The following is a 15,374-nucleotide window of genomic DNA, read 5'->3' on the forward strand; positions in this document are numbered from 1 at the left end:
ACTTATGATCTGGATTACCCTCAATCTAGCCCTTCTACTTCAATATGTGAACCATCTCAACGTAACGATTGTTCCGTTATGGAAACGTTGATATAGCAGTGCTTACTCGCAATTTTTGGACAATTATTTTTATTTTTTGTAGCGTTCGTGCTTAAATGGAACATTTGTTCCGACGATGTGTTGTGCGGTGCGTACGTCGGTTACTAGCCTGTTGACGTAGCCATGCTCTAACGCGGCTTTGACGACGCTGACTTTCTCTGGTCCGCCAGCTACGAGAATTTTTTGTTCTTTGCGGCGCAATTCCGGCAACGTGATTCCTACCGTGCGATTATTAAGGTCTGGAAGACAGACCCGTCCTTCACTATCAACAAATCGCCCGCAAATATCGCCTACTGATCGAGCAAAAATAGTTTCTTTCTCAGTTTCAGATAGTGGGCTAGATTCAATAAGTTCCCGGTTCGCCGTCGTTGATCCGACGGTATATATCGCAATCCTTGCCTGCGCACCGGCTTCAAGAACCCGGCGCACGTGTGGCGTTTGAGTCAACCGGGTACGAACTGGCACTGAACCTAAAAATAATGGCGCATTCAGCTCTTGACAGTGAGCACTAAATACTGCGGCAAAACGTTCGAGTGTGCCTGGCCGCCCTGGTTGCGGCACCGGATCCGATAATCCGCGACTGAGTTGGATTACCTCAACGTTGCGCCGTGGGCGTGGCTCAAGGTAGTCAGCTATCGCACTGATTGTCCGTGACGGTACTAGACCAATAGCATCTCCATCACGAACTAAGGATCCAATGAGTTGAGCGCCCGCTTTCCCGAGAGCATCACGCATGGCCACTTCCCCAGTACGCACTGGACTGACAAGAACAACATCTATTAGATGATAACGACGTTGTAGTTCCTCAACCAGCATCTCATCTTGTTCTCGAGGATCTAGGATTCGCACCTCAATAAAGCCTTGCGCATGGGCGTGGGCCAATAGTTTAGAGACGGTTGGCCGGGAAACATGTAGCCGTTGAGCAACTTGTTCTTGATTCAGCCCAGAATAATATAGTTTGGCAGCATCAAGGGATTGAATATCGCGCTCACTCAATGACTCCATAACTCGCATCCTATCGACTTTTCCTTGTTGTAGCAGCATCCCACCTAAAAACAATGCAGGATACGTGATACGCCTACATATAGGTGTATCACGTATCCTGCATTTAGTAACTCTTGAGTGTGTAGCCTTTATGAGTTTTCTGAGCGTTGTCTATTTACTGCTGCTAAACACCCCACTCCCATCAGAAGAACAGCACCTAGAGCTGCCATGATGTTCATGACGGTTAGGCCAGTGTGCGCCAGCGAGTGACGTACCACCGGGTTAACTGGCTGCGCTAGTATCTGGGACTGCTTCTTGTGTTGGTTTTTATCCATCACCCCAGAATCTGCGTCTGGCTTCACGTCTGGCTTCACGTCTGGCTTCACGTCCGGAACAGTATTTTGTTCCTCATCTATTGTCATAGTGAGAATGTGCGCGGCATGCGAGTACCCTTCTTCGTCGGCAACTGGATCATCAACAACACCATCAGCGCCAATAGCCAAAGTAGTAGCATCCATGTAGTCGCCAATAAATGCAACTGAACGGCCAAAGCGTGCACGGTGTGCATCAGTATCAATACGCCGAACTGCCGATCCAAGATCCCCAACAGAGGTTACTCCGGCGGGAATTTTTACCCCATCAAGTAGATAAACAGCACCGTCACCTTGGTCACCCCACGCACCTACTGCAATAAGCTTACGTTCCGGTAAAGCATCTACTGCCCACCCAAATCCATCGCCACTTCCCATTCCAGTGACAACAGATATTGTTGAATCCTGATGGGCTACATCGTTTGGCGAAATAACACGAGTGGACGACGTCGTCGATGCAAAATTCGCTCCATGGACAAGAGCGATACCTCCGTTCGTCGTATTAACTACCTGTCCACCATCAAATCCGATAACAAAATCACCAAGTCCATCACCATCAATATCGCCAAGTGAAGCAATCGAATTTCCAGCACCCAACCGATACGAAGCATCCGACGGCATCACCAGAGTAAAGCCTGGAACATCGTTATCAAGATCAATATGAGTATCGGCTGACCCATACACTACCCATGCTTGACCAGGAACTGTACCGGTATCAGAAAATGAATTGAAGTCTGCTAGAACATAATCTTGCTGACCATCACCATTAATATCGCCAACCACATTAAATGCTGATAATGTGTGTCCTTGCGGGGTTTGAGCACGCCAAATCACGCGTGGGTTATCATAGGATTCAATAAGGTCAACGTCGTCAGATTCTTTTTGTCCACTAACAATTAACGCTGTCCCATATGATCCGCGTTCCCCACGTGACAACGGTGTATTAGCAACAATGAAACCAATATCAGCTAAACCGTCATGATCAATGTCGCCAACTTTAGCAACCTGATACCCAGCTGCCCCATATTCGTACGGCATCCGAATAGCAAAACCATGATTGCGATCTAATGCGTTCATGTCGGTATATGCGATATCTGGACCGCCGTAGAGCACCCAAACTGTACCCATCGTATGCGAACCCACAGCAATATCGTCAATCGCATCACCATTAACATCTCCTAGGCAAGCCACGGACAATCCCATAGCTGCGTCCGCTGCTGGATCTTGAGTTTCTTTCGGTCCATGAATCGTCACAATGGAATCGTCAGGCAAAACACTTCCCGGTGTAGCATGCGGAATAATCTGCAACTGCCCAGTAACATTCAAGATCCATCCGTGAGTAGGGGTTGACAGTTCATAGTGGGGATCAAATTTCCATTCTGAGCGCATCGGTGAGGATGTCACTAAGTCAGGTTTACCATCACCAGTAACGTCACAACGCTCTCGTGCAATGGCACTACCTAGACCGTCCGAAAACTCCCCAACCCAACGTTTCTGCGCCGTTGTATCAATCGGCTTGATGGCTGGTGGTTCAATGATTTTATCTGGAGCTGGATATAGTGGTTCTACTGGATCAGTCTTTTCTGTTTGGCGGCTCATATCGACTGTCCACACGTTCACTTTTCCGTCCGAATCAGTTGTCAAAACCGCCGAAAGATACTCAACAGTGTCTGACGATTGGACTACTCCAACGCCGAGACCACCGTCGCCTTCACCTTCTTCAGCAGCAAACCATGCCCATTGACTACGCGGAATTGAATCAACACCTAGTCCAGAATTCCAATCCTTATTTAACGCACGTGCTGAAATCATCAGCGCTCCAGGATGTTCTTCATGATCGGGACGCCCAACAATTAATGCTCCCGGATTTTCCATTCCGTCTTGCTGTAGGTAAGCCAACGACATACCTAATCGTCCCACTGCACTTTGCCGTAAAAGGTGTCCCGACGATGTGCCGTTTGTTTTTACTGCGTCAGCAGTTGTGGAATTAAGATCGACGGTAACCATCTTGTCGCCAGCTGATTCGGCCTGCCCGTAAATAATCGCTACCGCACCACTATTATTATTGGCACCAGGAGCTCCAATGGCATAGTCATCATAGTCATCGTCGTTAATATCGCCGATTCCCACCATTGCAGAACCAAACTTACTTGTCCCGCTCGTATCGTGGGCAATAATCGTGGCGGCTTGACCGCTAAGGTCACCAGAATCTGCGCTAAGCGGGATAGCGTAGACGGTAGCAACGCTCGGTAAGCCAATGCCAATGACGCTTTCTTCACCATAAACACTATTCAGCGCAACAGCCCTTGCCTGATCGTCGTTAACCGGTAAATTCCAGATTTTTGTTGCATGCTCACTAGAAATATCTCCCTTTTGAGTAAGAGTGGAAAAATAGAAGACATGGTTACCAGAAACCGCTACCATCGCATGTTCTTCAAGTACTGGCGAACCAGCAGTTAAATCTATAACTGGAGCACTAAATACATATTTCGCGCGAATGGGCAGTTGAACGATATCAGCACTTACCACGTCATCAAAAATAGTCCGGTCGACAAGATAAATCATGTTGCCGTGAGCTAATGCGAGCGTCGCTTTTTCTCCGTGGTTAATTTTTACGCACGATACTTTCCATGGTCCGGCACTGGTATCTGGCAGTTGGTAGCGACGAATATCTGGTTGCTCTGACAAATGTTTTTCGATTTGCTCAGTATCTGATCCGTAGGGAATATGCGTCAACACAGCAAGGACATGTTCTTTTTCCGAAATGAAAAGCAGATCGTTTTGGATATCACCAGCGAGATCGCATGTGACCTGAGGAATTACGCCAGCTTCCTGATATGTTATGCGGTCCGTTTTCCGCACCGCGTCACCGTAACGACTACCGTCAATTCCACCCCATTGACGCCCTGTAGAATCTGCCGGAGTAGCTTGTTTTTCACTCGCTAATGTGTCGGAATCTGCGGGCATTTCACTATCGTTAGCGTACGCTGAGAATGCAAAAGATTGTGCAAATAGCATTCCCATACACATGCCAGCCACTATGGCTCTTATATTTTTCACAATGGATTCTTAACCTTCCTCTTAGTTCAATTAGGTAACCCTAACCTAATTAAATCGAATGGGAATTCTTTTCAGCAAGAGGGAAGGTCCAAAAGTGCCCCAGTAGACGTATCTACTGGGGCACTTGTTGGTTGATAACTTAGCTGTTAGAATGCCGGCGGCTAGTCACACTTAGTGCGCCACCAAGAACCAACATGGCGAACATTGCCATAGCAACAACGCCCAGTCCAACACCAGTCTTTGCTAACACTGGCTTATGTTGCTGAACATCTGGAACAACCTGCGGCTTTTGTGGCGCGGGGTTAGCGTCTTCCTGCGCTACCTTCTTTGCCATAACATCGAAAGTAGCACTCACAGTAGCAGCAGCTCCGGACACCTTCACAGTGTGTTGGCCAGGTGCGAAATCAGCTGGAACCTTCCAGGCAAGACTGAACTTACCGTGCTCATCAGCGGTAACAGTACCCAGATCGACGACGGTGGAGTGGACTGTCACCTGGTAATTTTCACCTGGAGTAAATCCACTTCCCGTGAAGGTATATGTTCCGCCTTGAACAATATCGCCTGCCGGGATCATGACCTTCGGTTGGGATTCTTCTTCACTTGGCGTGTCAGCTGGCTGAGCTGGAGTCAATGGAACAAGTGGAATCTCAGCCTTTGGCTTGTTTTGCACATCGGCGAGTTTCTTCTCTAGTTCTGCCTTCTCTGCCTTCAGCTTTTCTGCTTCAGCTTGAGCTTGTGCTTGAGCTTCTTTAGCAGCCTGTGCTTCAGCTTGTGCCTGAGCTAACTTCTCAGCCAAGTCCGCCTTATCCTTTTCAAGCTGGTCAATCTTCTTTCCAGCTTCTTCAGCAGCTTGCTGAGCTTGAGCTAGCTCCTCGGCATTTGCCTCATTATCTGCCTTGATCTTTTCTAGCTCAGCCTTTAATTTTGCTAATTCGTCCTGAGCTTGAGCAAGCGCATTCTCTGCTTCTTGCTGAGCTTTCTCAGCTTGCTCCTTCTCAGCTTCCGTCTTTGCTAGTTCTGCCTTGCTATCTTCAAGATCGCCCTGAGCCTTATCTAGTTCTGCCTGCTTATCAGCAAGATCTTGTTCTGCTTTCTCGACGTCTGGCAACAATGGGAGAGCCTTATCTAGACCCAGCCACGCCAAATCAACTGTGCGATAAAGAATCTCCGAAGCTTCACCTTCGAAGAGGATGCCATACTTGCCGTCACCCAATGGTTCCATGGTCGAATACTGCATCGTCCCGTTCTTAAAGGTTTGGGTATCTTGCCACGTCTTGCCATCGTCAAAGCTGACGCTCACCATTCCATCAACCCGGCTACTATCACTATTAGCATGGGAAGACAATAAGACCTTAGCGCGCTCGCTATTCATTGGCGCGTCTGGGAAAGCGCGAATAATCGAAGCATTATTGCGCGGATCCTTCAATCGACGGTTATCAGTCTTATCCAGCGTGTAGGTCTGTCCACCATCGTCAGATAACGCATAGTGCCGGCCGAAGATAGCTTGGCCTTCATAACGTCGAGAACTGAGCAAAACTCGACCATCTGAAAGTTCAACAACTTTGTTTTCATCCATGGCACTACCCCACTCACCACCGATGGGAGTGCCGGCATGCCAGCTTTGGCCGTGATCGTCAGAGTATAGTGAAACAGCTTGATGTAAACCATAGTCCCAGCTACCTTCATTCACGACTGTGTACTGCTGTATTAACCGTCCTTTATGTGGACCGTACTTTAGTTGAATTCCACGCCCTGAAGCAGCAAACCTTGCATACTGGTCTTGATCTTGAGAAATTTCTTTCGTCACTAATACAGGTTCCGACCAAGTTTCCCCTTTATTATCTGACTTGACATAGACCGTATGAATGATCTGTCGATTATCTGGTTCTACACCTTTTTGAGATCTAGCGATACCAGCATCAAAGCTCTTAACAAAGAATGCAAAAATAGTTCCAGTTTCTTCATCAACAATGAAAGACGGATCAGAATATCCGACTTTATCACTGCCCTGCTTGCCCTGTGCGATAGTTGAAAAATCGCTCCATGTCTCGCCGTCATCATCTGAGTATTTCATAATAATACTGTTTGGATTTGGAGCGTCGCCACAGCCTCCGGGCCGACCATCCCACGCAGCAATAAGACGTCCTTGTACCTTTGCCAAAGCCGGAATACGATGACAGTCATACTGATACGAACCTGCCTGCGCTAATTTTGTTACCTGATAAGGATCTTTAGGCAGATTCTCTACTTCTCCTGGCTTATAGACTTTTACCGTCTTTTTTACAGTAATTGTTTGACCAGTCGGATCATGTGGTTGCCTTTTCGCAATAAAGGTAAAATCAACTGTTGCCCAACCACGCAACTGATCTTTTTCTGTCACCGTATAAACTGGCCAAGATCTGAAATTTTGTGCCCCTGGTTTACAGTCAAAACGTCCTGGCCCTTTAGCCGGAAAATTATGCCAATAACAATTTTGTGCCCCCTGTGCCGTCTCAGAAGACGCTTGGAGATCCACACCGTAAGGTAAATCAGACTCAAAACGAAGTTTAAGTTCAATTTCCTCCCCTAAGCTATACGCATTTCCTCTTTGCGGATCGGAAAAATAAAGTTTCGCAACACCTGTCTCATTCGTGACAATACTTATCGCAGTTGGTTCGGATATGGCTGGATCTGGTTCAATATCTTCACCAGCATAGGCAGGCCAAGCCGGCACTAACATTAGCCCAACTGTTGCTAGCACACCAACCAGTTTCGAGGTCAATCTCCTCATCACATTTTCTCCTTGAGTAGACACCATTGTCTTACCCTGCATACTACGACATTTATTCAACAGACATCTCACCAAACATCTATGCAAAGGATTTCGCAAAATTTCAACCTTTTTACATAAAAGGCCGTGAAGTGAACATGTCACTTCACGGCCTTTTAAGCTAAATAACTACTTGTTACGCATCTGCCTACCAGCATAAAAGCCAATCGCTGCCATCGCAGTCAACGTACAAACAATCCATCGGATCCAATCAATACCTCGGGTATCAAGCGGATAGCCAAAAACAGATAGTAGAGCATTCCCAAGCACAACACCGACCACGCCCAAAACAACCGTAGCTATGATCGAAAGATCCGCGCCCTTAAAAAACTTAGCTAAAATCCCAATAACAGCTCCAAAAACAAGCGTTCCAAGAATATTAAACACCGACATCCTCCCCTAGCTAACAACTACACGCAACTCACAGCTGCGCAAATACCACGTCATATCAGTCTAACCTTCAAGAAACCGTTAATCGCTTTTGTCAGCTAACCGAGAAATATCAGCTTATACGGTCACCTGTGAAAGAATATAAGAAGTGAGTGGCTGTCCACGCAACAGCCACTCACTTCTTATGTTGGTAATTATATCTACATAGCATCAAGACTGCACTTATCTTGATACCGATTAACTACCAGATATTCACTTTCCGCATTCTTCAGGAGTTACACACTAAGAGGTTCCTTCAGATGCTTATATCTAACCAGCTCAAGCTATAAAACCAATGCGCAATAGCTGGGAATTACCTGAAAGTTCTACCGCCACGCCATCAACGGATCATTACGCCATAAAACCACAGGCTCCTTTTGCCACCACTTCACAAGCCACCACAATAACTCAATCACTCCAGCACCAATCAGCCCAATCAGCACGGCTTGCCACATCATGGCCCTATTCGACGAATCAAGCATAAATACGTGCTGCGTTACCGGCCAGGTAAAAATCACTCCATAACCAACCAAGGACAAAACCACTAAACACATCTTCCACCATGACCACGGCCGCGCAACACACGCCAACACCCACGTCGACGGAATAATCAACGCAATCAACGCCGCCGTCGAACCAGTCACATACATATCACCAAAGTCTCCACCTGTTGTCACCCAAAAAGTCACAAACGAACACGTACCAACAACCACTCCAGCTGGCACTGCAAACCATAAAACCCGACGGACAAAACCCCGCCGTGCCCGCTGATTATTCGGCGGTAACGATAAAATAAAAGCCGGAATACCGATCGTAAACCACCCAGTGATCGTCACATGGATAGGTTGAAAAGGAAATGGAACTGACGAAACAATCACCAGCATCGCCAACACTGCCGAATAAATCGTCTTCGTCAAAAACAAATTCGCAACCCGCTCGATATTCCCGATAACCCGCCGGCCTTCAGCAACCACGTGCGGCAACGTCGCAAACTTATCATCCAGCAATACAATCTTTGCCACGGAGCGAGTAGCTGGCGCACCCGAGCCCATCGCAACACCAATATCAGCATCCTTCAACGCCAACACATCATTGACACCATCACCAGTCATCGCAACCGTGTGGCCAGCCTTCTGCAAGGACGCCACCATCGAGCGTTTCTGATCCGGTGTCACACGGCCAAATACCAAATTATCGGCCACCTGGGAATCAAAATTCTGTTCCGTCAACGTCCGCGCATCAACCGCCTGACCTGAATCCACACCCAGCTTGCGCGTCACTGCACCAACCGAAGCCGCATTATCACCAGAAATAACCTTCACAGTCACATCCTGTTGCGCAAAATACTCCAGCGTTTCAGCCGCATCCGGACGCACCTTCTGCTCAAAAACCACCAAACCAATCTGCTCAACATCACCTAAGTCAGTGTCATCATCAACCACCCGCGCAGTATGCGCCAACATCAAAACCCGCAGACCCGATGCCCCCAACTCCTCAGCAGTACGCGCATAAACAGTTCCACCAGCCAACACATCTGCCGCACCCAACAGCCAACTGCCCCGCCCAGCAAACGTCACCCCCGACCACTTCGTTGCCGAAGTAAAGGCATGCCGACTAACCTCTTCCCAATGCTCACTCACCGCATCAAAACGCTCAGCAATCGCCCGCATCGTCGAATTCGGATCCCGATCTGCAGCCGCCAACTGTGCCAACACCTCACCCAATTGCGCCAGCCGAGCACCATCAACAACACGCACCAACGAACCGTCATCGTCAAACAACCGCAACGACTCAAAAACCATCCGGTTCTCTGTCAACGTCCCGGTTTTATCAGCACACACCACATCAACCCGTGCCAACCCCTCAATAGCCGGCAACTCCTGTACCAGGCACTGACGCTTACCCAGCCGGATAACTCCCAACGCAAACGCCGTCGACGTAATCAACACCAAACCCTCAGGAACCATCGGAACCAAAGCACCCGTAATTTTCAAAATTACGTCATCCCACGCACTCGAGCCCTGCGCCACCTGAGAATAAATAATCAAAACGCCAACCGGGACTAAAACCCATGTGATATAACGCAAAATAACGTTAATACCCGCCTGTAACTCCGATTTAGCCAACGTAAAACGCGATGCCTCCGCCGTCAACCGAGCCGCATACGAATCCGCACCAACCTTCAACACCTGATAGGTGCCAGTACCGGAAACCACAAACGAACCAGACAAAATCTCATCGCCAGGCTTCTTACGCACCACATCCGATTCACCCGTGAGCATCGACTCATCAACACTCAAGCCGTCCGAATCCACAACCTGGCCATCAACCACAATCTGATTACCCGACCCCAACGCAATCACGTCATCAAGAACCAAATCTTGTTGGCCAAGCTCAATCAGCTCCCCGTCACGCCAAACCCGCGGACGTTCCTCACCAATAAGTGTTAACGAATCCAATGTGCGCTTAGCTCGCAACTCCTGGACAATACCAATGCCCGAGTTGACAACAATCAACAAGCCAAACGCCGCATTGATAACCGATCCAGTTGTCATCACCATCACAAACAACACAAACAAAATTGCATTAATCCGTGTAAAAACATTTGACCGGACAATATCAACAACCGTCTTACCCGTTCGTGGCGGTAGCGTATTGACCCGCCCATCACGACGACGTTGCGCAACCTGAGTAGCAGTTAAACCAAGCGACATTGGATTCTCCCTCATCCCAACTACTTCTTTTGATACAACGACTTACGCTGGAAAACTGGCTCCGTGGTCACATAAACACCGAGATTACGGAAAATAGTTTCATCAACCGAACCCAAAATGGTTGTCACATGCACATCACAATGCGCCAAATTCTTCAACTGAGCCATCGCATTACGCGCATCTTGACTCGTGGATGCCGACACGCTCAAAGCAATCAATACCTCATCCATGTGCAATCTAGGATTACGCGAACCTAAATGCTCCGTCTTCAACTTTTGAATCGGCTCGATAGCCTGCGGGGACAACAACAATGCATCGCGGTCAATACCCGCCAAATGCTTCAATGCATTAAGTAACATTCCCGCCGAACAACCCAATAATTCCGTCGTCTTGCCCGTGACGATTGTGCCGTCCAGAAGCTCAATAGCCGACGCCGGACCACCAGTTGCCTGCGCCCGTTTCAGTGCCGGAGCAACCACTTTACGATCCGCCGTCGTCACCCCTGCCTTACGCATAATATGGCGAACTCGATCCGATAATGTTGAATCCAACGCTTCCTTACGCTCTTCAACACGAGCCTGATAATACCGACGAATAATCTCCTGGCGCGATGCCTCCCGCACAGCTTCATCATCACTAATACAGTAGCCAGCCATATTCACTCCCATATCAGTTGGGCTCTTATATGGCGACTCACCGGCAATCCGCTGCAACAACGTGTGCAACAACGGGAAAACATCAATATCGCGGTTATACGAAGAAACCGACTCGCCGTAAGCCTCCAAATGGAAAGGATCAATCAAATTCGCATCATCCAAATCCACAGTAGCGGCCTCATATGCCAAATTCACCGGATGCTCAAGCGGAATATTCCAAATCGGGAACGTCTCAAACTTGGCATAACCAGCCTTCACTCCACGTTTTGCCTCATGATAAATCTGCGACAAACAGGTAGCCAACTTGCCTGAACCTGGCCCAGGCGCAGTGACAACCACTAAATCACGCGATGTTGACACAAAGTCATTCTTACCCAAGCCCTCATCGGACGCAATCACGTCAACATTAGTCGGATAACCTGGAATGATCCGATGGCGTGCCACCCGCACCCCCATCCGCTCCAAACGCTGCATAAACGTCACCGCGAGCGCATTCGACTCCTCAAACTGGGTCATCACCACATTCTCAACCAAGAAACCACGTTCCCGGAACACGTCAATAAGCCGCAACACGTCTTCGTCGTAGGTAATACCCACATCCGAACGCATCTTCTGACGCTGTAAATCCTTGGCATTCAAACACACAATAATTTCAACATCGTCAGCAATCTGCTCCAGCATGACAATTTTGTTATCCGGGGTAAAGCCCGGCAACACCCGCGACGCGTGATTATCATCGAAAAGCTTACCGCCCATCTCTAAATACAGCTTGCCGCCGATCTTCGCGCGGCGCTCCACAATATGCTTGGACTGCAACTCAATGTACTTCTCACGGTCAAACCCCACTTGGAAGCCCATGCTCTACTCCTTACCATTCGGTGGGCAATAGTCCCTGCCTATTTCAGCGATCTCACCCCGTGCCTGTAACACGGTGCAAACTCGCCAGAATAAGGAAAAGCTCCCTAGCGAAATCTACGAGAATAAACTCGAACGACTTCTAGGGAGCCCAACAACGGAGCTTACGCGCCGATGCCTTTCCTCGTCAAACGCTCACTGATTTTTACCCAAACACAGGCGGGTGAGAACTGTGAGAGACCGTCGTCATCACTCGTAACCTATTCCGATTATCCTTCGGCGGGTAAACCAAAACTAGCCCCTTTTCCAGGTTGCTTTGGTTCTTCTTTAATATCCGCAAAATACGCCGACATCTGTGCCAAATGTGCTAACTCTTCAGCGCTTGCATCATAGAGCTCATCTTCACCAGGCATCCAGACAATTCCAGGAACATTCCACTTCTCGCGTTTCATCACCTTTTCTACCTGGTGAGCTGGCTTACCAGTGAGCCGATCCACGTAAATGCGTCCCTTGAGATGGTCATACTCGTGTTGAAGAATACGGGCAAACCATCCAGTTGCCTCGATGTCATACCATTGGCCTTTTTCGTCTTGCGCGTGAAGAACTGCCCGCGGGGAACGCCGCAAACCATACTGGTAGCCAGGAAATGACAAGCACCCTTCCTCATCTGCAACAGTTGGCTCAAAAACATCGACTGGCTCAATAAGAAGCGTCGGGTTGATCGCCACTCCGCGTTTTGGACCAGTATGCTCCGCACCGTCATACATCCACACAAACATTGCCAAATCAAGACCGATTTGTGGGGCAGCCAAACCCACACCGGGGGCAGCTTCACACGTTTCATACATATCGGCGATGAGCGTGGCGAGTTTATCGTCAAAAATCTTTACTTCTGCACTGGTTTTATGGAGAACCGGCGAACCATAGACATGAATGGGATAAAGCATACCTATAGCCTACGGGATTGCTGGCGTAGGTGTGCATTTATTCGAAGAATGCCGCGAATCTGGAGCGCTCCATATCCGCATCTTATCAACCGCCTATCAACCTCGTTGCGCGCGCCCATACCCAACCGTTATGCACTCATCGGGGTTATAGCGCAAACAGCGACGTATGTGGACGAGGTTTGCACTATAACCCCATTTACTGCAGAGGCCAACCACAGCTTAGCCGCCCACCGCGCACCCAACCACCCGCTGAACTACACAACCACCCCAATTCCACAAAAATTTTCCACACTGCATCCTTCTCCTGCAGATATCCACAGGAACCGAAAAGGAACCTCCTGAATTTGTAGGTTTACTGCAGTATTAGTTTCATGGAAAAACATCTTTTTCGCCGCTGGCAGCTGCCTACACCGTTGAACACTAATCGTTACCGATTAGACAAGGCACTAGCCCGCAAAGATATCGAAAAACTCCCCCACCACTGGTATGCCGCACCTGATGCATCAAGTTTAGAGATAACAGCCGCAACTCATGGATTCCTCATCGGATGCTGCACTGCTGCCTACTTCTGGGGATTATGGGTACCTGATGCGAGAAATCCGCATTTTATTTGCAAGAGAAATGCAGGGCGGGTGGACAATCGTGGAATGATTATCCACCGCGCACTCAATGGACGCCGCCAACTTGGAATGCACCATTCGCCGGGCAAAGCACCCCACATTATCTGTTCGCTTGTGGAGGCAGTTGAACAAGTCGTTCATTATCATGATGCAGAAACTGGGTTGATCGTCCTCGAATCAGCATTAAATCAGCAGAAACTTGATCCGGCTACTGCTGACGAAATCATCAGTTATGCGCAAAAACGTAAACAGCCGATTCTCAAGCGCCGCGTTAGCATGGCCCAATCTGGTAGCGAAACCCGAGTGCGAAGTTTTCTCCAGTCTTTGAGAGTTCAAGTACAACCTCAAGCACAGCTTCCGGGAGTTGGCCGGGTGGATCTCCTGGTGGGGCAGTCCCTTATTATCGAATGCGATAGCACAGCTTTTCATAGTAAATCCCTGAATGTCAACGACGATCGGCGCCGAGACGCTCAACAAACTTGCCTCGGATATAGATTTTTACGGCTTAGCTATCACCAAGTTTGGAATGATTGGGACAATACGCGCAATTATATTCGTGCAGTACTGCGCACGAGACAGCATGTGAAACCGCCCCGGCCACTGGTTCCATGTTTCGATGTGCATCGAATGGGGTTATAGCGCAAACAGCGACGTATGTGGACGAGGTTTGCACTATAACCCCATTTACTGCAGTTCTCGCCGATTAGGTAGTCTTATGCTGTGAATGTTTTCTTGCTTGCCCTCGTACTGGTTTCGCTGATTGGCCTGCGGATATATGCGCGCCCGGACGTTGATTCCTATATTTCCCATGCTCACACAACCCAGATTAATGGCGTATTTATTTTGATCGTGTTTTATGCCCATGTGCGCACCTATATTCCACTTGATCCGGCGGCGGATGGCTGGATGTATGGGTTGGCGACGGGCCTGGGCCAGCTGATGGTGGCGCTGTTTTTGTTTTATTCGGGATTTGGGGTTCAGGAGTCGATCACTCGCAAGCCGGGTTATGTTGATTCGATTCCAGTCAAGCGCCTGGCGGTGACGTGGGTAAATTTTGCGGTTGCAGTGAGTGTGTATGCGGTGTTGTCTCTGTTGACGGATCGTGACATTTCGGTTTCGCAGTTTTTGTTGGCGTTGGTTGGTTGGACGAGTGTTGGTAATTCGGCGTGGTATATTTTTGCAATTTTGGTGTTGTATGGGTTGACGTTTGTGGTTCATCGGCTCTTGAGTGATGTTGCGCGCGTCCGTCCAGGCGTAGCGGTTGCCGCGATGTTTGCTGCTGGATTGTTGTTTGGGGCAGTGATGTTGTGGGCGAAGGGGGCGAGCGCGGCTTATACGTTTAATACAGTGTTGTGTTATCCGTTGGGAATGGCGTGGTCAGTGTTCCGCGCGCCGGTGGAGGCGCGCTTGCGTGGTCCCCGTAGCCGGTTGTGGTGGCTGGTTTTTCTGGTGTCGACGACGGCGATCTTTGTTGCGTTGAAGAATGTTGCCGGAGCGCACTATTTAGTGTTTCAGTTGGCAGCGTTGGCATATTGTGCGGTGGCGATGCTGGTGTCGATGGTGGTTCATCTTAATAGCCCGATTTTGGCGTGGTGTGGCCGGAATTTGTTCTGGATCTATGTGTTGCAGCGGCTGCCAATGTTGACGTTGACTTATGCTGGGTGGGCCGAATACCGCTACCTATTTGTGGTGGTGTCATTTGTTGTAACGATTGCATTAACGGCTGTTTTCTCACGCTTAATGGCGCCGGTTCAGCGGAGAATCGTTAGCCGCTGGGCTTGATAGGTGTAGGTAAAAACACGGTAATAGTGCCTACGGTATGCAAACCCT

General features: G+C 48.8%; 9 protein-coding genes. 2 read left to right on the forward strand and 7 right to left on the reverse strand.

Features of this window, described 5'->3' with window-relative positions:
* Window positions 1-129 precede the first annotated feature (129 nt).
* From HC352_RS08545 to def, 7 genes are all read right to left on the reverse strand, one after another.
* The gene (locus HC352_RS08545) at window positions 130-1,104 is read right to left on the reverse strand and encodes a sugar-binding transcriptional regulator (RefSeq protein WP_168918468.1); all 975 of its coding nucleotides are present in this window, start codon (window positions 1,102-1,104) and stop codon (window positions 130-132) included.
* A 128-nt stretch (window positions 1,105-1,232) separates the two neighbouring features.
* Window positions 1,233-4,493 (reverse strand): integrin alpha, encoded by a 3,261-nt coding sequence (locus tag HC352_RS08550; protein ID WP_168918469.1) that lies wholly within the window; start codon window positions 4,491-4,493, stop codon window positions 1,233-1,235.
* 160 nt (window positions 4,494-4,653) lie between these two features.
* The gene (locus HC352_RS08555) at window positions 4,654-7,326 is read right to left on the reverse strand and encodes a sialidase family protein (protein ID WP_211080667.1); all 2,673 of its coding nucleotides are present in this window, start codon (window positions 7,324-7,326) and stop codon (window positions 4,654-4,656) included.
* Between the two features lie 126 nt (window positions 7,327-7,452).
* On the reverse strand, window positions 7,453-7,710 hold the full coding sequence (locus HC352_RS08560) for a GlsB/YeaQ/YmgE family stress response membrane protein (protein ID WP_168918471.1): 258 nt from the start codon (window positions 7,708-7,710) through the stop codon (window positions 7,453-7,455).
* Window positions 7,711-8,078: 368 nt separating this feature from the next.
* On the reverse strand, window positions 8,079-10,481 hold the full coding sequence (locus HC352_RS08565; RefSeq protein WP_247645191.1) for an HAD-IC family P-type ATPase: 2,403 nt from the start codon (window positions 10,479-10,481) through the stop codon (window positions 8,079-8,081).
* 5 nt (window positions 10,482-10,486) lie between these two features.
* Entirely contained in the window at window positions 10,487-11,980 is a 1,494-nt protein-coding gene (locus HC352_RS08570) for a DUF1846 domain-containing protein (protein WP_168918472.1), read from the reverse strand.
* A 266-nt stretch (window positions 11,981-12,246) separates the two neighbouring features.
* On the reverse strand, window positions 12,247-12,924 hold the full coding sequence (gene def / locus HC352_RS08575; protein ID WP_247645192.1) for a peptide deformylase: 678 nt from the start codon (window positions 12,922-12,924) through the stop codon (window positions 12,247-12,249).
* 371 nt (window positions 12,925-13,295) lie between these two features.
* Between def and HC352_RS08580 the strand changes: the two genes are divergently transcribed.
* Window positions 13,296-14,183 carry an endonuclease domain-containing protein gene (locus HC352_RS08580; RefSeq protein WP_168918473.1) on the forward strand — a complete coding sequence of 296 codons (888 nt, stop codon included), beginning with the start codon at window positions 13,296-13,298 and terminating at the stop codon, window positions 14,181-14,183.
* 81 nt (window positions 14,184-14,264) lie between these two features.
* Window positions 14,265-15,326, forward strand: a complete 1,062-nt coding sequence (locus HC352_RS08585; protein ID WP_168918474.1) for an acyltransferase family protein — start codon at window positions 14,265-14,267, stop codon at window positions 15,324-15,326.
* The last annotated feature ends 48 nt before the right edge of the window (window positions 15,327-15,374 follow it).

The sequence above is a fragment of the Arcanobacterium buesumense genome, assembly GCF_012563545.1.
GTDB classification, from domain to species: Bacteria; Actinomycetota; Actinomycetes; order Actinomycetales; family Actinomycetaceae; genus Arcanobacterium; species Arcanobacterium buesumense.